Origin of the sequence: Longimicrobium sp., from assembly GCF_048594345.1 — a bacterium.
Classification (GTDB): Bacteria; Gemmatimonadota; Gemmatimonadetes; order Longimicrobiales; family Longimicrobiaceae; genus Longimicrobium.
The window spans coordinates 1-17,105 of record NZ_JBMDXM010000148.1 but is presented as its reverse complement, the minus strand read 5'-3'; the positions used below and the strand labels follow the sequence as shown (position 1 = coordinate 17,105).

20 protein-coding genes are annotated in these 17,105 nt (G+C 70.5%); all 20 read left to right on the top strand.

Annotated elements, in window-relative coordinates; genetic code table 11:
• The gene (gene radA / locus ACOJUJ_RS16115; protein WP_420127919.1) at positions 1 to 1,383 is read left to right on the top strand and encodes a DNA repair protein RadA; all 1,383 of its coding nucleotides are present in this window, start codon (positions 1 to 3) and stop codon (positions 1,381 to 1,383) included.
• On the top strand, positions 1,361 to 2,068 hold the full coding sequence (gene ispD / locus ACOJUJ_RS16110) for a 2-C-methyl-D-erythritol 4-phosphate cytidylyltransferase (protein ID WP_420127918.1): 708 nt from the start codon (positions 1,361 to 1,363) through the stop codon (positions 2,066 to 2,068). The genes radA and ispD overlap by 23 nt, the downstream gene beginning before the upstream one ends.
• Positions 2,069 to 2,366: 298 nt before the next feature.
• Positions 2,367 to 2,870 carry a low molecular weight protein arginine phosphatase gene (locus ACOJUJ_RS16105; RefSeq protein WP_420127917.1) on the top strand — a complete coding sequence of 168 codons (504 nt, stop codon included), beginning with the start codon at positions 2,367 to 2,369 and terminating at the stop codon, positions 2,868 to 2,870.
• Positions 2,867 to 3,703: a shikimate dehydrogenase gene (gene aroE, locus ACOJUJ_RS16100; RefSeq protein WP_420127916.1), complete on the top strand. Its 837-nt coding sequence runs from the start codon at positions 2,867 to 2,869 to the stop codon at positions 3,701 to 3,703. The genes ACOJUJ_RS16105 and aroE overlap by 4 nt, the downstream gene beginning before the upstream one ends.
• Before the next feature lie 66 nt (positions 3,704 to 3,769).
• Complete coding sequence (locus tag ACOJUJ_RS16095; RefSeq protein WP_420127915.1) at positions 3,770 to 4,720, top strand: hypothetical protein; 951 nt, start codon at positions 3,770 to 3,772, stop codon at positions 4,718 to 4,720.
• 221 nt (positions 4,721 to 4,941) lie between these two features.
• Complete coding sequence (locus tag ACOJUJ_RS16090; RefSeq protein ID WP_420127914.1) at positions 4,942 to 5,526, top strand: outer membrane protein; 585 nt, start codon at positions 4,942 to 4,944, stop codon at positions 5,524 to 5,526.
• A gap of 207 nt (positions 5,527 to 5,733) precedes the next feature.
• Positions 5,734 to 5,916 (top strand): hypothetical protein, encoded by a 183-nt coding sequence (locus tag ACOJUJ_RS16085; RefSeq protein WP_420127913.1) that lies wholly within the window; start codon positions 5,734 to 5,736, stop codon positions 5,914 to 5,916.
• 25 nt (positions 5,917 to 5,941) lie between these two features.
• The gene (locus ACOJUJ_RS16080) at positions 5,942 to 6,556 is read left to right on the top strand and encodes a hypothetical protein (RefSeq protein WP_420127912.1); all 615 of its coding nucleotides are present in this window, start codon (positions 5,942 to 5,944) and stop codon (positions 6,554 to 6,556) included.
• 94 nt (positions 6,557 to 6,650) lie between these two features.
• Entirely contained in the window at positions 6,651 to 7,931 is a 1,281-nt protein-coding gene (locus ACOJUJ_RS16075; protein ID WP_420127911.1) for a hypothetical protein, read from the top strand.
• A gap of 172 nt (positions 7,932 to 8,103) precedes the next feature.
• Entirely contained in the window at positions 8,104 to 8,562 is a 459-nt protein-coding gene (locus tag ACOJUJ_RS16070; RefSeq protein ID WP_420127910.1) for an FKBP-type peptidyl-prolyl cis-trans isomerase, read from the top strand.
• An 85-nt stretch (positions 8,563 to 8,647) separates the two neighbouring features.
• On the top strand, positions 8,648 to 9,109 hold the full coding sequence (locus ACOJUJ_RS16065) for an FKBP-type peptidyl-prolyl cis-trans isomerase (protein ID WP_420127909.1): 462 nt from the start codon (positions 8,648 to 8,650) through the stop codon (positions 9,107 to 9,109).
• Positions 9,110 to 9,138: 29 nt separating this feature from the next.
• Complete coding sequence (locus ACOJUJ_RS16060; RefSeq protein ID WP_420127908.1) at positions 9,139 to 9,489, top strand: hypothetical protein; 351 nt, start codon at positions 9,139 to 9,141, stop codon at positions 9,487 to 9,489.
• 650 nt (positions 9,490 to 10,139) lie between these two features.
• Complete coding sequence (locus ACOJUJ_RS16055; protein WP_420127907.1) at positions 10,140 to 10,913, top strand: ComF family protein; 774 nt, start codon at positions 10,140 to 10,142, stop codon at positions 10,911 to 10,913.
• A gap of 53 nt (positions 10,914 to 10,966) precedes the next feature.
• Complete coding sequence (gene gap, locus ACOJUJ_RS16050) at positions 10,967 to 11,974, top strand: type I glyceraldehyde-3-phosphate dehydrogenase (protein WP_420127906.1); 1,008 nt, start codon at positions 10,967 to 10,969, stop codon at positions 11,972 to 11,974.
• Positions 11,971 to 13,191, top strand: coding sequence for a phosphoglycerate kinase (locus ACOJUJ_RS16045; protein WP_420127905.1), 1,221 nt, complete (start codon positions 11,971 to 11,973; stop codon positions 13,189 to 13,191). The genes gap and ACOJUJ_RS16045 overlap by 4 nt, the downstream gene beginning before the upstream one ends.
• The gene (gene tpiA, locus ACOJUJ_RS16040) at positions 13,188 to 13,955 is read left to right on the top strand and encodes a triose-phosphate isomerase (RefSeq protein ID WP_420127904.1); all 768 of its coding nucleotides are present in this window, start codon (positions 13,188 to 13,190) and stop codon (positions 13,953 to 13,955) included. Before ACOJUJ_RS16045 ends, tpiA begins: the two co-directional genes overlap by 4 nt.
• Positions 13,956 to 14,022: 67 nt before the next feature.
• Positions 14,023 to 14,523 (top strand): preprotein translocase subunit SecG, encoded by a 501-nt coding sequence (gene secG, locus ACOJUJ_RS16035; RefSeq protein WP_420127903.1) that lies wholly within the window; start codon positions 14,023 to 14,025, stop codon positions 14,521 to 14,523.
• A gap of 814 nt (positions 14,524 to 15,337) precedes the next feature.
• Positions 15,338 to 16,039, top strand: a complete 702-nt coding sequence (locus ACOJUJ_RS16030) for a hypothetical protein (RefSeq protein WP_420127902.1) — start codon at positions 15,338 to 15,340, stop codon at positions 16,037 to 16,039.
• A gap of 178 nt (positions 16,040 to 16,217) precedes the next feature.
• Positions 16,218 to 16,682, top strand: a complete 465-nt coding sequence (locus tag ACOJUJ_RS16025; RefSeq protein WP_420127901.1) for a hypothetical protein — start codon at positions 16,218 to 16,220, stop codon at positions 16,680 to 16,682.
• 185 nt (positions 16,683 to 16,867) lie between these two features.
• A partial coding sequence (locus tag ACOJUJ_RS16020) for a hypothetical protein (protein WP_420127900.1) occupies positions 16,868 to 17,105 on the top strand: 238 nt, incomplete at its 3' end.

Sequence of the window (17,105 nt, the reverse complement as noted above, 5' to 3'; positions counted from 1 at the left end):
ATGGCAAAGACGCGTACCGCGTTCTTTTGCCGCGAATGCGGCAATGAGACGGCTCGGTGGCAGGGGCAGTGCCCGGCCTGCCACGAATGGAACACGCTGGTGGAAGAGCCCGCCGCGCCCAAGCGCGCGAAGGCCGCCGCCGGCGTGTCGGCGTCCGCGCGCGGCGGCTACGGCCCCGTGGCCGCGCCCGTGCGCCTGCGCGACGTGGAAGGCGCGGAGGCGCCGCGCTGGGCCACGGGGCTGGCGGAGTTCGACTTCGTCCTGGGCGGCGGGATCGTCCCTGGGTCCGTGGTGCTGGTGGGCGGCGAGCCGGGGATCGGCAAGTCGACCATTCTATTGCAGGTCGCCGGGCGGCTGGAGGGGGCGTCGAAGCGGACGCTGTACGTTTCCGGCGAGGAGTCTGCGCACCAGGTAAAGCTGCGGGCGGACCGGCTGGAGGAGGCGGCGGGATCGGTGACGCTGCTGGCGGAAACGGAGCTGGACTCCATCCTCCTTCGCGCGGCGGAGCTGGCGCCGCAGGTGCTGCTGATCGACAGCATCCAGACGGTCTACACGCCGGAGCTGGAGGGTGCGCCGGGGAACGTGGGGCAGGTGCGCGAGTGCGCGGCGCGGCTGCAGCGCTTCGCCAAGCAGACGGGGACGGCGGTGTTCCTGGTGGGCCACGTGACCAAGGGCGGCGGCATCGCGGGCCCCAAGACGCTGGAGCACATCGTCGACACGGTGCTGTACTTCGAGTCTGCGGGCGGGCTGGACAACCGGGTGCTGCGCGCCACCAAGAACCGCTTTGGCGGGGTGGACGAGATCGGCGTGTTCCGCATGACGGCGGCGGGGCTGGCGCCGGTGGGCAACCCGTCGGAGCTGTTCCTGGGCGAGCGCCACGGCGGCGCGTCCGGCTCGGCGGTGGTGGCGACGATGGAGGGGACGCGGCCGCTGCTGGTGGAGGTGCAGGCGCTGGCGGCAAAAGCCTCGTACGGCGCGCCGCAGCGGGTGAGCACGGGGCTGGACCACAAGCGGCTGGCGCTGCTGCTGGCGGTGCTGGAAAAGCGCGCGGGGCTGGCGTTCGGCGCGCTGGACGTGTTCCTGAACGTGGTGGGAGGGCTGCGGCTGGCGGAGACGGCGGGGGACGTGGCGGTGGCGGTGGCGCTGGCCTCCAGCGTGTTCGACCGCCCCGCGCCGTCGGACGCGGTGTTCATCGGCGAACTGGGGCTGGGGGGCGAGATCCGGCCGGTGGGGCAGGTGGAGCGGCGGCTGGCGGAGGCGGCGCGGATGGGCTTCAAGACGGCCTACCTCTCGCCCCGCGCGGTGCCCAAGACGCTGCCGCCCGGGATCCGCGCGGTGGCGGCTGAAGACGTGCGCGCCCTTGTCGGCCTCATCTTTGGCTGAGGGCGGCCGCGCGGCGGCCGTGATCGTCGCGGGCGGCGCGGGGACGCGCCTGGGCGGGGCCGTGCGCAAACAGTACCTGTCGATCGGCGGCGAGCCCGTGCTGCTGCGCGCCATCCGCCCCTTTCTGCAGCACCCCCGCATCTCCGCCGTCGTCGTCGTGCTGCCGCCGGACGACGTGGCGCATCCGCCCGCCTGGCTGGCCGACCTGCCGGTCCGCATCGTCGCGGGCGGGGCGGAGCGGGGCGACTCAGTACGCAACGGCCTGCGCGCCACGCCCGACGCCGCCGCGTTGGTGCTGATCCACGACGGCGCGCGGCCGTTCGTATCCATCGACATCATCGACCGCGTGCTGGACGGGTGCGCGGACGGCGGCGCCATCGCGGCGGTGCCGGTGACGGACACCATCCAGCAGGTGAACGCGGCCGGCGTCATCCTCCACACGCCCGATCGCTCCACGCTCTGGCAGGCGCAGACGCCGCAGGGCTTTCCGCGCGCCGGCATTCTCGACGCCTATCAGCGGGCGGCGGAGGAGGGGATCGCGGGGACGGACGACGCGGGCCTTTACGCGCGCTACATCGGTCCCGTGCGTGTCGTCGTGGGAGCGTACGACAACCTCAAGGTCACCCGTCCTGATGACCTGCCGATCGCCGAGCTGATTGCGGCGAGATCATCGTCATCCCCGTAGATCCCTGTTCCCGCGGGCTTCACAAAAGAATGTCTCACGCAGAGTTACCAGAGTTAGCAGAGGAGCCAGTACTCTGCTAACTCTGGTAACTCTGCGTGAGGAAAATCTTTTCAAAGTTGTCCGACGGATGGGAACCAGCGGAAGCGCCACGAACAAACTCCGTTAACTCCGTTGACTCCGTGTGAGGCTAATCTTTTCTTCAGGTAATCGGTTGGCGGCCGGATGCGCGGGTGTGTAGATTGCGCCGGTCCGTTGGGAAGCGAACCAGAGCCTCGCACGACTCGCGATGGGACCGGAGATGAGCCAGCAGTCGGCCCCCGAAACGCCGGCGACCACCACGTTCAACATCCTGTTCGTCTGCACGGGCAACACCTGCCGCTCGCCGCTGGCGGAAGGGATCGCCCGTGACGAGGTGGCCAGGCGTGGATGGAAGCACGTGAGCGTGGCGTCCGCCGGCGTGGCCGCGCGCCCGGGCGGCGGGGCGTCGGAGCACTCGGTGACGGTGGCGCGGCGGCACGGCATCGACCTGGCGCAGCACCGCAGCCAGCCGCTTACGCGTGACCTGGTGAGCTGGGCCGACCTGGTGCTGGCCATGGGCCCGTCGCACCTGGATGGCGTGTGGCGCCTTGGGGGCGCGGAAAAGGCGCTCACGCTGGGCGACTTTGCCAGCGGCGCGGAGGACGGCTACTCCATCCGCGACCCGTTCGGCGGGCCGGAGGCGGTGTACGAGGACACCTACCACGAGCTGCACCGCCTGATCGGGCAGGCGCTGGACCGGCTGGCCCCCATCCTCCATCCGTGAACCCCGCCCCAACGGCCGCCACGCGGCTGTTCGCCCTGCTGGGCGATCCCGTCTCGCACTCCCTTTCTCCCCGATTCCAGAACGCCGCCCTCCGCGCCCTCGGGCTGGACGCGGTCTACGTGGCGCTGCGCTGCTCCGCGGACGACCTGCCGGGACTGCTGCGCGGCATCGCGCGCGCCGGCGGCGGCGGAAACGTGACGGTGCCGCACAAGGCCGTCGCCGCGGCCACCGTCGATCACGCCAGCGACGCCGTGGTGCGCACGGGGGCGTGCAACGCGTTCTGGCTGGAAGGCGGCGCGATCCACGGCGACAACACCGACGTCGCCGGCGTGCGGGAGGCGGTTCGCGCGCTGCTGGGCCGCGATCCGGCGGGCGCGCGTGTGCTGCTGCTGGGCGCGGGCGGCGCGGCCAGCGCGGCGGTGTGCGCGCTGGCGGATGCGGGTGTGGAGCGGATCGTCCTCCTCAACCGCACGGCGGAGCGGGCCGAGGCGCTGGCGGAGCGGTTCCGCGCGCCCGGCGTGCGCATCGACGTCGCGGCTTCGGTGGATGCGCTCGCGGACGACCGCTTCGACCTCGCCATCAACAGCACCTCGCTGGGCCTCAAGCCCGCCGATCCGCTTCCGCTGCATGCGGACGCGCCCGGCCCGGAGATCGGCGCGGCGCTGGACCTGGTGTACGCGGCGGGCGAGACGCGCTGGGTGCACGCCATGCGCGCCCGCGGCCTTCCCGCCGCCGACGGCAAGGAGATGCTGATCCAGCAGGGCGCCGCCGCCTTTCGCCGCTGGTGGGGGATGGAGCCGCCCCTGGACGTGATGCGCGCGGCGATGAAGTAACGGTCTGTCCCCTGAGATTCCCACTCGTTCCGCGAGTGAACCGAACCACCGCTCCCTCATTCCACGATGCGCAAAGTCCTGGTGATCGGGTCCAGCGGGGCGGGAAAGTCGGTATTCGCGGCGCGGCTGGCGGAGCGGACGGGGCTGCCCCTCATTCACCTGGACGCCATCTACTGGAAGCCCGGGTGGGTCAAGACACCCAAGGACGAATGGGCGCGGACGGTGGACCGCCTGCTCGCGCGCGATCGGTGGGTGATGGACGGCAACTACGCGGGCACGCTGGGCCAGCGCCTGGCGGCCTGCGACACGGTGGTGTTCCTGGACCTGCCGCGCGCCGTCTGCCTGTGGCGCGCGGTGAAGCGGCGCATCGTCCATCATCGCACGGCACGGCCGGACGTGGCGCCGGGGTGCAGCGAGCGGCTGACGTGGGAGTTCATCCGCTGGATCTGGGCGTACCCGCGCACGCAGCGGCCCCGCGTCCTGGCAAGTCTGGCGGCGCTGCGGCCGGACCAGCGGGCAGTGGTGCTGCGCTCCGACGCCGAGATCGACGATTTTCTGCGCTCCATCCCCCCGCGTCCAGCCGCCGGCGGTCGCGTTCGGATTCTCGATCCAGCCGCTGGCCCGCGCCGGGATACCAGGATGACACGCTACCTGCTCCTCCCCTACGTTCGCTCCGCACTGAATCGCGGCGGTTCGGTCGAGCAGTTTCTGGGCGGCTTCCAGCACGACGGGGAGCCGGCGATTCGCTGGATCGCGTTGCGCCAGGAAGAAGATGCGGTCGTCCTGTCCGTTTACGAGGCGTACGATGAGGGCGGCGAAGACTGGCTGGACGTCTACGCGTTTCAGCCGGTCGGCGATTCTGACGAGTTTGGACTGGCCGCCGAACACCACCTGTCCACGGTGGACGAGGCGATCGCGTTTGCCGTGGAGCGGTATGGCGCATCTCCCGATCGCTTCGTTAACGGCTCGATGGTCCAGGATGAATACCGCGATTATCTGAGTCGTCGCCACGGTTGACGCGCCCGGTCCACGTACGCCACGGGAGCGTTGCCCACGCGGGCGGCGCTCTTTTTCTATCCGCACGACAGGCGTTTTTTCGACGTGGAACATGTGAGAATCAGGACTGGTACGACCCGCCCATTCGATCGCGGAACGTGGCGGGGTGGCTGCCCCGCATTCCCGCCGCGGGCGGCCGCCGGCCCGCGGCACATCCCATCGCCTCCGTTCCTGGAGAGCCCATGAAGACAGCATCGTTGGTGGCAGTGACGCTCGTGTGTGCGGCGTTCTCGGCGGGTCCCGCGGCCGCGCAGCTGGGGCTGGGTACGCCCTCCGTCCAGTCGGACACGCGCGGTCTGGGAATCGGGATGCAGATCAACCGCATCGGACTGGAGACGGGCGGATCCCCCCGCCTGCCGGGCGCGGGGCTGGGCCTTACGCTCAGCTATGGGATGACGGACAACCTCTCGCTCTTTGGCCGCGCGACTACCGGGTATCGCACGTCGCAGTTCGACCTTGGCGCGCGCTACCGCTTCGCGAGCCCTTCCTCGGCGCTGCGGCCGTACGTGGAGGCCGGGGTCACCCGCCTGGGCGGGATCCTCGCGGCACCGGGGATCGGAGGGTCACCGCCGCCCCCGCGTTCGTGGGGACTGGGGGTGACGGTGGGCGCGGGCGTGGAGTACCACGTAAGCCCGCGTTTCGCGGTTGACCTGGGGGTGCTGCACACGCAGGGACGGATGGTCACGCCCGCGCTTCCGGACGGGCCCCACTTTCGGGAAAAGTTCCTGTCCAACCGGATGCAGATGGGTTTTACCTGGCGTCCGTAACGCCCGGGTGACGAGGGAAGGAACGGAGCCGGACCCCATCGCGGGTCCGGCTCCTTTTCATGGTGGCAATCCGGGGCCCGCAGCCATCATGGCTATTCCCCGGCGGCCGTGGCACCTATGTTGGGACTGAAAGGTGCAGGGTACCGGCATGGGCGGCGCCGCGGCGCGCCCATTTGTTTTGCATTCACGGCTACAATCAGGGGAAGCATGGCACGCAAACCGAATTACGGCTTTGAAAAGCGACAGAAGGAAATCGAGAAGCAGAAGAAGAAGGAAGAAAAGGCCGCCAAGAAGGAGCAGCGGAAGGCCGAAGCCGCCGCCGGCGAGGGCGAAATCCTTCAGGGCGACGAGGACCTTGAGGGTTCCGACGACGACGGGGACGAGGAATGAGCTTTTCTGCGTGCGGAGTACGCCCGTGAGCACGAGCGCACCGGCGCTGGCCAACGGGCTGGACCCCGCCCTGCGCGCGCGGCTGGCCGAGCTTACCGAAGAGGGGTGGGAGCTGTGGCGCCAGTTCGACGTGGAGGTGCGGCAGAACGACTGGCATCCGTTCGTCCCCGCCGACTACGAGCGCGTGCTGCAGACGCTGCTGGAGCTGCGCGCCCCCGGGCTGCGGTTTCTGGAGTGGGGATCGGCCATGGGCGTGATCGCCATCATGGCGGACCTGCTGGGGTTCGAGGCGTACGGGATCGAGCTGGATCCGCAGCTGGTGGAGATGGCCAGGGGGCTGGCGGAGCGGTACGGGTCCAACGCGCGCTTCGTGGCGGGGAGCTTTGTGCCGTCCGGCTACCGCTGGAAGTCGCGCACGGGTGACGACCGCATCGGCACCATCGGCTACGGGCAGTCGGGGTACCCGGAGCTGCGGCATCCGCTGGAGGACTTCGACATCGTCTACGCCTATCCCTGGAGCGGCGAGGAGCCGATGATGCTGGACCTGATGCGCTCCTACGGCGCCAGCGACGCGCGGATGGTGCTGCACGGAGGTCCGCAGGGCGCGCGCGTGTACCGCGGCGGCAAGCTGCTGGGCTGAGCCTTCTTTCCTCCTTCACATCTGCACCCCTCGCTGGCGTGAAGACTGCATCGGGACGCGGCCCCGAATTGCATCCCATGCAGAAGGAGGCACGATGAGCTTCAACGATCCCATCGACGGAACGAATGCCGGCGGGTCCGGCGGATCGGCCGGCTCCACGGGTGGTTCGACGGGCGGATTGGGTGGCGGGACGACCGGCGGCTCGACGGGCGGGCCGGGCGGTGGGACGACGGGCGGCGACCTCGGCGGATCGACCGGTGGACTGGGCGGATCGACGGGCGGGAGCACGGGCGGATACGGCGGTTCCACGGGCGGCTCCGGCGGGCTCGGTGGTGGGACGACGGGCGGGGGCACGGGCGGATACGGCGGCTCCACGGGCGGCGCGGGGACGAGCGCCGGGGATGCGGGCGGCCTCGGCGGCTCAACCGGCGGACTGTGGGGATCGACGGGCGGATACGGCGGCTCCACGGGCGGCTCCGGCGGGCTCGGCGGTGGGCCGACGGGCGGGGGCACGGGAGGATACGGCGGTTCCACGGGCGGTGCGGGGACGAGCGGCGGGGATGCGGGCGGCCTCGGCGGCTCAACCGGCGGACCGGGCGGTGGGACGACGGGCGGGAGCACCGGTGGCTACGGCGGATCGACCGGTGGACTGGGCGGATCGTCGGGGCTGGGCGACGGGTCGCCGGGGGTGGGGTCGACCGGTGGGACGGGAGAGGTAGGCGGGGCGGGGGATGACTTTGACCTGCACGAGCCCACGTACCGCCGTCACTACACCACGGTGGGCACCGAGACGGCCGGCGGCACGGGATCGTACGAGGAGGCGCGCACCGGCTACGTGGCGGGGCACACCGCCGCGTCCAATCCCGTCTACGCCGACCGCTCGTACGAGGAGGTGGAGGTAGACATCGAGCGCAACGTGGGCACGGAGCGCTTTGGGAAGGTGCGCGAGTTCGCGCGGCACTCGTTTGAGTGGAAGCGCGTGCTGGCCGGCGTGGCGCTGGTGGCGGGTGGCTACTGGGCCAGCAAGAAGCTGTTCAGCGCCGTGAGCGAGCTGAACGACGAGGACGAGCGGGACTGCCGCACGTACTACGAGACGCACCCCATGCGTTCCGCGGGCGTGCCGTACAGCCAGGCTCGCACCGTCTACGTGCTTGGGTACGCCGCCGGCCGCAACCCGGACTACGCCGGCCGCGGCTATGACGACGTGGAGCCGGACCTGCGCACCGGCTACAGCGGCCGGGGCACGGGGAGCTACGACGCCCTGCGCGAGTTTGGCCGCCGCGGCTATGAGCGCAGCAGCACGCGCGGCACCGGAGTGGGCACCGGGACCGGATCGACCGGAACGGGCACCGGATTCGGAACCGGAGGCGTCTGACGCACGCCGGCGCTCCCGGAGCGGGCCAGCGACGGCCCGCTCCGGGAGTTCGCGTTCCATCCTCCATCCACAGCCGTCGTCAGCCCGCTGCGGGCACCGCTTGCGCATCGGCGCGCGCTCGCGGAGCTTGGAGCCGTTCGGCGTACGTTCACCCGTCCCACGAGCAACCGCGATGCGTCGCTTTCTGATCCTGCTTTGCGTGCTGGCCACCGCCGGCTGCGCCGCGTCGGTCCCGCCCGCCATCGCGCCGGAGTCCATCACCTTTGCGCCCGCGCTGCAGGTGGACCTGTCGGCCATGGAGCGCACGCCCACCGGCGTGTATTACCGCGACCTGGTGGTGGGGCAGGGGCCGCCGGTGCGGCGCGGGTACCGGGTGGCGGTTCACTTTGCCGGGTTTTTGCCCGACGGAACGCAGTTCGAGAACATGTCGGCGCCCCAGCCGCCCGTGGAGTTCGAGCTGGGCGCCGGAACGGTCATCCGCGGCTGGGAGAGCGGGTTGATCGGAATGCGTTCGGGCGGACAGCGGCAGCTCGTCGTTCCTGCGTCGCAGGGCTACGGCAGCCGCCAGGTGGGCCGGGTGCCACCCAACGCCACCCTGGTGTTCGTCATCAAGCTGGTTTCTGCCCGCTGACGCGCCGCGAGCTTGCGCATCGGCGCGCGCTGGCGGAGCTTGGAAGCGGTTCCACACACGTCCACCCCTCCCGCGAGCTACCGTGATGCACCGCCTTCTTCCCCTGCTGTTCGTGCTGTTGAGCGGCGCCTGCGCCACCGCCGCCGCTCCGCCTGTGCTTCCGCTCGAGGCCATTACCTTTGCCCCGAGCCTGCAGGTGGACCTGGACTCGATGGAGCAGCTTACCACCGGCGTGTACATCCGCGACCTCAGGGAGGGTGACGGGCCGCTGGTGCGATACGGGCGGCGCGTGGCCGTGCACTACACGGGATACCTTTCGGACGGCACGCAGATCGAGCAGCTGGCCCCCTCCAGCCCCCCGGCGCAGTTCACGGTGGGCGAACGGGCGGTCATCCGCGGCTGGGAAGAGGGGATCATCGGGATGCGCCCGGGAGGCGAGCGGCAGATCGTGATCCCGCCTTCGAAAGGCTACGGCGCGCGCCAGGTGGGCCGGGTGCCGCCCAACTCCACCCTCGTCTTCGTCATCAGGATGGTCTGGGTGCGCTAAGCCGACGGACGCGCCGCTCACGCTGGCCGATGTCGTTCTACTATCAGGCGCGGCGGGTTCGCGACCCAGGGCACCCGCCCTGGCTGCGCTTGAGCGCACTGCGCGCCTGCGTTCGCTCGTTCTGCGTGCTCACCGGCGGCAGCTATGCCCGCGTCAGCGCGCACCTGGGCATCGACTTCCTCTACGAGCCCGGGCGCCAGCCGCCCGACGACGCGTTCCTGCGGCGCACGCTGGACCAGGTGGAGCGCGAGCGCAACCGGTCGCTGGACCGGTTGCGTGCGGTTGAGAAGAAGCGTGCCCTCGCCAAGGCCCGCGGCAACCGCCAGCTCTCCACCGCCGACCGCACCGCGCTGCGCGAGCTGGGCGGCGACATCGGCTGATCCGGCCCGAATCCCCGGAGAAGGCCAACGCATCACGCTGGACAATTCCGCGAGATCATCCCGGTTGGGGCGCGCGGGCGGGTGGAATGCCGCACACGCGCCGCCGCCGAGTCCGGTCCAGGAGCGAATGATGAAATCGCCGCTGGAACTTCGCGAAATCCGCCTTCGCGGATTGTAGCCGAGGCTGCCGCGCGCGTCGACACACAAACGATTGGCCGAACGCGTCCGGTAGCGGACGCGCAGGTGCCTGGAGCGCCGCACACGGCAGGGCCGCCGTGTCCGCGAAGGCGGACAGCGTGCCGTCGTTGCCGCGATTTGAATCGCTCCAGCCAAGGCCGGCCGAAGCATGCCGGCTGCGGACGCGCAGACGCTTGGAACGCCGCACACGGCCCGGCCGCCGAGTCCGCGCAGGCGGACTTTGTGTAGTGGTTGCCGCGAATTGATTCGCCCGTGGCCAAAGGGGATCGAAACGAGGTGTACTTGGCCCCAGGCAGGCATCTCCGGACGACCGACCTGCTCGTTCGTCCGCTCACGCGGCGGCCCCCTTTCGGATGGTGACTACTTTGTCCCATTTTACGGGCGTCGGATTCGCATTTGCGTGAGGGACGCGCATTTCGTTCATCGATCAGACATCAAAGCACCGCGCGACGATGCCCTACCTGAGAGACGTGTTTCGAGACGTGGGCGACGGCGCCCTGGACCTGGTGTTCGCGCCCGTCTGCGTTTCGTGCGACCGCCCCATACCCACCACGGAAAAGGACCGGCTGGTCTGCCGCCTGTGCTGGGTAAAGTGCCGCACGCTGCCGCACCCGCGCTGCGAGCGCTGCTGGGCGCCCGTGCCCGCCAACGAGGACCCGCGCCCCAAGTGCCGCACCTGCGGCGACTGGCCCCAGGGGGTGCGGGCCATCCGCTCCGCGTTCCTGATGGGCGACGAGACCAGGGCCATCGTCCACGCGCTCAAGTACCGCGGCGGGGAGGGCGCGGCCGACCCCATGGCGCAGCGGATGGCGGAGATGTCATGGCCCCGCGACGTGGACGACGAGGTGCAGACCGTGGTGCCGGTGCCCACCAGCAAGGCCCGGCTGCGGGAGCGCGGCTACAACCAGGCGGCGCTGCTGGGGGCCGCGTTCGCAAAGAAGATGGGGTGGAAGACGGCGCCCGACGTTCTGGTGCGTACCCGGCAGAGCAAGACGCAAACGGCCTTGCATCCGGGCGAGCGCCGGGCTAACGTAGCGCGCGCTTTTTCCGTCCCGGCAGAGCAGGTGGAGCGGGTGCAGGGAGAGCACGTGATGCTGGTGGACGACGTGTGGACCACCGGCGCCACGGCCCTTGCATGCTCCCAGGCGCTGCTGGAGGCGGGGGCGCGGGTGGTGAGCGTGGCCACCTTTGCCCGCGTCATCCCGGAGCTGGAGCGCCAGGCCTGAGGGGCCCGGCGCTCCGTCGTCCTTTTTCTTGCAGCCTTTCTGACCGAGAGACCATGCCCATTCGCGTCGCCATCAACGGGTTCGGCCGCATTGGCCGCAACGTTCTGCGGGCCGCCAAGAAGGCCGGAGCCACCGACATCGACTTCGTGGCCGTCAACGACCTTACCGACACGAAGACGCTGGCCCACCTGCTCAAGTACGATTCCGTGCACGGCATTTACCCCGGCACCGTCGAAGCGCGCGAGAACAGCCTGGTGGTGGACGGCGACGAGGTAAAGGTGTTCGCCGAGAAGGACCCCGCCGCGCTTCCCTGGCGCGACCTGGGCGTGGACATCGTCATCGAGAGCACCGGCCGCTTTACCAACAAGGCCGACGCCGAAAAGCACATCCAGGCCGGCGCCAAAAAGGTCATCATCAGCGCCCCCGCCAAGAACGAGGACATCACCATCGTCCTGGGCGTCAACGAGGACAAGTACGATCCGGCCAACCACCACGTCGTCTCCAACGCCAGCTGCACCACCAACTGCCTGGCGCCGGTGGTCAAGGTGCTGCTGGACGAGTTCGGCTTCAAGCGCGGGCTGATGACCACGGTGCACGCGTACACCAACGACCAGAACATCCTGGACCTGCCCCACAAGGACCTGCGCCGCGCCCGCGCCGCGGGGATGTCCATCATCCCCACCACCACCGGCGCCGCCAAGGCCACCTCGCTGGTGATCCCCGAGGTCAAGGGCAAGATCGACGGCGTGGCGTTCCGCGTCCCCACGCCGGACGTGTCCGTCGTCGACCTTACCGCGGAGCTGGAGAAGGACGTAACGGCGCAGCAGGTGAACGACGCCCTGCGTGCCGCGTCCCAGGGGCGGATGAAGGGGATCCTGGGCTACGAAGAGACGGAGCTGGTTTCCATCGACTACACGGGGAATCCCAACTCCTCCATCGTCGACGCGCCGTCCACCAGCGTGCTGGACGGGCTGGTGAAGGTGATCGCCTGGTACGACAACGAGTGGGGCTACAGCTGCCGCTGCGTCGACCTGGCCCGCTTCATGGGCGAGCGGCTGTGAGCGGCAGAAAGAAGACGGTCGCGGATCTCACCGAAGCCGAGATCCGCGGCCGGCGCGTCCTGGTGCGCGTGGACTACAACGTCCCCCTGGACGACGACGGCCGCATCACCGACGACACGCGCATCACCACCACGCTGCCCACGCTGGACGCGCTGCTGCAGCAGGGCGCCCGCGTGATCCTGCTGGCCCACTTCGGCCGGCCCAAGGGCAAACCGGTGCCGGAGATGTCGCTCAAGCCGGTCGCCGACCGCCTGCGCGAGCTGCTGGAGGGGCGCCGGGTAGAGTTCGTGGACGACACCGTGGGCCACGCCGCGCGCCACGCCGTCGGCACCATGTACGACGGCGACGTGCTGCTGCTGGAGAACACCCGCTTTCTTCCCGGCGAAGAGAAGAACGATTCCGCGCTGGCGGAGGAGATGGCCGCGCTGGGCGACGTGTTCGTGAACGACGCGTTCGGCGCGGCGCACCGGGCGCATTCGTCCACCGCCGGCGTGGCGACCATCATGCGCGGGCAGGGCAAGCCGGTGGTCGCCGGGCTGCTGATGGACCGCGAGCTCCAGTACCTGGGAGGCGCGCTGGACGAGCCCAGGCGCCCGTTCGTGGCCATCCTGGGCGGCTCCAAGATCAGCGGCAAGATCGACGTCATCCGCAGCCTGCTGCCCAAAGTCGACCGGCTGCTGATCGGCGGGGCGATGGCGAACACCTTCTTCAAGGCGATGGGGCTGGCGACGGGCACGTCGCTGGTGGAGGACGACCGGCTGGACATGGCGCGCGAGCTTCAGTCCACCTCCGGCGACAAGCTGGTGCTGCCGGTGGATGCCATTGTCGCGGAGAAGATGGAAGCCGGGCAGCCGGTGCAGACGGTGGATCGTGAGGCGATCCCCGCCGACCGGATGGTCCTGGACGTGGGCCCGCGCACGGTGGAAGAGTACCGTCGGGTTCTGTCGGACGCCGGGACCGTGCTGTGGAACGGGCCGATGGGCGTCTTCGAGGTCCCGGAGTTCGCCGCGGGAACGAAGGGCGTGGCCGAGGCCGTGGCGGAGGCGACGGACCGCGGCGCCACGACCATCATCGGCGGCGGCGACTCGGCCGCGGCGGTGGGCGAGCTGGGGCTGGAGTCGCGGATGTCGCACGTTTCCACCGGCGGCGGCGCTTCGCTGGAGTTCCTTGAAGGCAAGGAGCTTCCCGGCGTGGCCGCGCTGCAGGACGCCCCGTGAGCGCGCCGCGCAGGCCGGTGCTGGCCGGCAACTGGAAGATGAACCACGGGCCGTCCGAGACGGTCCGGTTCTTCGCCGACTTTCTGGCGATGCACGAACCGGCGGACGACCGCACCGTCGTCTTCTTTCCCCCCGCCATCTCCTTTGCCGCGGCCAAGGAAGCCACGCAGGGGCGGCCGGACGTGCGCCTGGGCGTGCAGAACGTCTACTGGGAGGCCAGCGGCGCGTTCACGGGCGAGCTTTCCGTTGGCATGGCCAGGGACGCGGGGGCGGAGCTGGTGCTGATCGGTCACAGCGAGCGCCGCCACGTCTTTGGCGAAACGTCGGCGGAGACGGCGAAGAAGGTGCGCGCGGTGCTGGCGGGCGGGCTGACGCCGGTTCTCTGCGTGGGCGAAACGCTGGACGAGCGCCAGGCGGACCGCGCCGAGGCGGTGGTGGCCGAGCAGCTGGAGCCGGTGCTGGCGATCCTTTCCGCGGACGAGGTGGCGGAGCTGGTGGTGGCGTACGAGCCGGTGTGGGCGATCGGCACCGGGGTAACGGCCACGCCGCAGGACGCCGCGGCGATGCACGCGGCCGTTCGGGCGCGCTTGGCGCAGGCGTTCGGCCAGGAGGCGGCGGACGCGGTGCCGGTGCTGTACGGCGGAAGCGTAAAGCCGGACAACGCGGCGGAGCTGATGTCGCAGCCCGGCGTGGACGGCGTTCTGGTGGGCGGAGCCAGCCTGGACGCGCAGGGTTTTGCCGGGATTTGCCGGGCGGCGGGTTGACCCGCCCGGCGTTCTGGCCTAAGTTTGTTGTTTCCCCGCACATGCCGCCTTTTTCCCGGGCCTGCCCGTGTTTACGTTTCTGCTGATCCTGCTGATCCTCGACGCGCTGATCCTGATTCCCGTGGTCCTGCTGCAGGCCGGGAAGGGCGGCGGTCTTGCCGCCATGGGCGGCGGCGCCGGCACCGACACGCTGTTCGGCGGCCGCCACGCCACCACGCTGCTCACCAAGCTGAGCTGGTACTGTGGCGGCGCGTTCCTGCTGCTGGCGTTCACGCTCTCCATCCTGTCGTCGCGCCCGCAGGGCTCCGACAGCATCCTGCAGCGCGAGTTCCAGCGCGGCGGCCGTCCGGCGGCGCCCGCGGCCCCCGCCAAGGGTGGCGCGCAGGCCCCGGCCACGGGCACGGCCCCCGCGACCGGCGCCGCGCCGGCTCCGGCGGGTGGCACCACGGCCCCCATCGGCGGCACGCCGGCGCCCACGACCGGCACCGGCACCGCCCCCATCGGCGGGACGGCTCCGGCCGCGCCGGCGACTCCGGCACCGGCCACTCCGGCTCCGGCGCAGCCGTAACGCTCGAGCACCCGGCACACACTCCGGCCCCCTTCCGATCACCGGGAGGGGGCCGGTTTGCGTTGGATGGATTCCGACGATGCGATTCACGCTGGCGGTACGCGCCGTGTTCGAGCGCGATGTGCCGTGGATCTCGCATCCAGAGGCCGGGATCGGCAGGGGGCCATCCGCGTTTTTTCGGAGAGGCATGCGGCAGCCCCGTCCCTCACGGGAGCACTCGACGCCCTGACGTTCGGATCACCTGATGCGCGTCTTTTACGGGGCTGGACGAAGCGCGGCGGCATCGGCCTCGTCACGCAGCCTGGTAGCTCCTCGCGCGGAATCAGGCTCAGCGGCGGGGCCAGCAGGAAAGACGCGCATCGGGTGGGATGCGTGGCCGGCGCGGTGCCGGGCACGCGGATCATCCCCCATCCGCAACAGAGAGCCGGTCCACGCGGAGCGCGGAGACACTGGATCTCCGCCTCCGTGCCCTCCGCGCCTCCGCGTGACACCTGCGGTTCTTCCGGATGCAGTATTCCCGTGTCGAGCGCATCGCCATGCCACGGAGCGGCCAACGCGGCCGCTCTCACGACGCAGGGGGGATTGCCCGGCTCGGGAAACGAACGCGGGAGCCTGCGGATGTGCGGAAAGATGGGCTTGTGAGGCGCGGGGAAGACCTTACGATGCAGGAACATGCGGCGTGAAACCGGCACCTGGCCGAGCCGGATCTATTGCGTACTCCTCGCGCCGGAATGGAACTTGCTCCGCGCCCCGGCAACCGCCCCGGCGCGCAACCGCCCTGGGCGCCACCCCAGCAACCTCGGAGAGAGCGCCCGTGGCCCTCACCCGTAAGATCTCGCGCGCGATGCAGCGGCAGGTGGACCTGACCACCGCCGTATGCCAGGAGCGCCTGCTTTCCACCCACGTGCGCCACGTCCTGGCGCTGGTGGACCTGGTGCAGGAAGAGCTTCCGTTCGACTCGGCCCTGGACATCTACGCCCGCATCCTCCGGCTTACCCCGGAGCAGGCGCGCAACGTGGGCAGCCGCGCGCTGGCCGCCATCGGGCGCCGCAGCGGCCTCACCGAATCGGACGAGCTGAACCTGGACCTCTCCGACGAGGAGAGCGACCTGGACGACGACGCGCAGCGCACGCCGGACGGCGAAGGGCGCTTTGACGCCGTGTTCTCGCGCGTGCGCCGCCGCATCCGCGGCCGCGTGAAGGACGACCTGCGCCAGACCATCAACCTGGCCGCCGCCCGGGCCGAGGACTCGCTGTTCGAGACCCACGTCCAGAACGCCCTGGTGTTCGGCAAGGCGCTGGCCGAAGAGGTGCCGCTTCACGAGGCCGTGGACCTGTACCTGGACGTGATGGCGATCCCCGAGGGCGTGTCGGACGTCATCTTCAACCGCAGCCTGCGCGTGGTCGCCGACGACGTGCTGCCGCCGCTGGACCCCAGCCGCGTTCCGCGCCGCGGCGACGACGGACGCGCCGCGGCCCCGGCCGCCGCGCCCGCGTCCACCGCCTCGGCCAGCTGAGCGGCGGCGACGCGTCCGTGACGGTGAACGAAGTGACGCCCGGGGCAGGTCGCGCGTCCGTAGCGCCAGGCGCCGCACGCCGTGGCACCCAAAGGGCACCGAACGTGCAGGCCCGCGAGGGCCGGCGCCCAACGCCGTCCGGGAAAGCGGCTCTGCCGCCCGGGGGAAGCAAGCTTTGATGGGGGGATCCGTGGGAGCGGTCGTCTGGGCGGGGTTCGTGGCCACCATCCTTTCCGCGTGCGTGTTCTGGCTGTTCCGGTCGTTCGACCTGACGCGGTTCAGTCCGACCACCCAGCTGGGGTGCATTTTCTTCCGCGAGCCAAACGTTCCCTTGACGGAGACGGTGGGGTTCCTTCTTTTCGTCGCGCTTGGCGTAACCCTGATCCCCGCGCTGTTCGCCGGGCTCATGGGCGTGATGGGCGGGGCGGGGTGGGGGACGGGGATCGCCGCGGGGCTCCTGGTGGGGGGCGCGGCGGCCGCAGCCCTTCCGCTGCTGGGGCGGGTGAGCGGGTGCGTAAAGCAGGGGCGGCTTCCGCCGCCGGGACGGTTTGGACTGCAGTGGGGACGTGCCACGCCATGGGCGGTGGTCGCGGGCCACGTGGCGTACGGGGCGGTGATAGGCGGCGTGCTGGTCGCCTTCTGACACGTTGCGGTCCCGGACCGGGACCCCCTGTGACACGGGCAAAGGAGGTGTACACGCGAAAGAGGTGACGTGCCAGGGGAGCGGCCATGGTTTCGGCTGGTGTCCCCGAGTCGTGACGATGGAAGGGTCATGGCGGTGAACGTGTTGTGGGAAGAAGATCCATCACCCGGTTCGGAAGAGGACTCATGAAACGATTGCTGACTACACTCCTCGCGGGCGCGCTGGTCGCGGGCACGGGAGGCCAGGCGCACGCGCAGCGCGCGAGTGCCTTCGATCTTGGCGTCTACGGCGGCGGCGCGTGGAGCACGGACTGGTTCGAGATCGGCGAGAACGGGTTTGCGCCCGAGCTGTCGCCCATCTTCGGCGCCACGGCCGCGTTCTTCTTCACGCCCACGATCGGCCTGCGGCTGCACGGCGCGTACA

What these genes read in the sequence shown, in the direction of transcription:
- ACOJUJ_RS16095 (WP_420127915.1), top strand. Translation starts at nt 3,770, where the DNA reads ATGCGCAAAGTCCTGGTGATCGGGTCCAGCGGGGCGGGAAAGTCGGTA.
- ACOJUJ_RS16025 (WP_420127901.1), top strand. Translation starts at nt 16,218, where the DNA reads ATGGGGGGATCCGTGGGAGCGGTCGTCTGGGCGGGGTTCGTGGCCACC.
- ACOJUJ_RS16065 (WP_420127909.1), top strand. Translation starts at nt 8,648, where the DNA reads ATGCACCGCCTTCTTCCCCTGCTGTTCGTGCTGTTGAGCGGCGCCTGC.
- ACOJUJ_RS16055 (WP_420127907.1), top strand. Translation starts at nt 10,140, where the DNA reads ATGCCCTACCTGAGAGACGTGTTTCGAGACGTGGGCGACGGCGCCCTG.
- ACOJUJ_RS16075 (WP_420127911.1), top strand. Translation starts at nt 6,651, where the DNA reads ATGAGCTTCAACGATCCCATCGACGGAACGAATGCCGGCGGGTCCGGC.
- ACOJUJ_RS16090 (WP_420127914.1), top strand. Translation starts at nt 4,942, where the DNA reads ATGAAGACAGCATCGTTGGTGGCAGTGACGCTCGTGTGTGCGGCGTTC.
- ACOJUJ_RS16070 (WP_420127910.1), top strand. Translation starts at nt 8,104, where the DNA reads ATGCGTCGCTTTCTGATCCTGCTTTGCGTGCTGGCCACCGCCGGCTGC.
- radA (WP_420127919.1), top strand. Translation starts at nt 1, where the DNA reads ATGGCAAAGACGCGTACCGCGTTCTTTTGCCGCGAATGCGGCAATGAG.
- ACOJUJ_RS16105 (WP_420127917.1), top strand. Translation starts at nt 2,367, where the DNA reads ATGAGCCAGCAGTCGGCCCCCGAAACGCCGGCGACCACCACGTTCAAC.
- ACOJUJ_RS16085 (WP_420127913.1), top strand. Translation starts at nt 5,734, where the DNA reads ATGGCACGCAAACCGAATTACGGCTTTGAAAAGCGACAGAAGGAAATC.
- ACOJUJ_RS16060 (WP_420127908.1), top strand. Translation starts at nt 9,139, where the DNA reads ATGTCGTTCTACTATCAGGCGCGGCGGGTTCGCGACCCAGGGCACCCG.
- gap (WP_420127906.1), top strand. Translation starts at nt 10,967, where the DNA reads ATGCCCATTCGCGTCGCCATCAACGGGTTCGGCCGCATTGGCCGCAAC.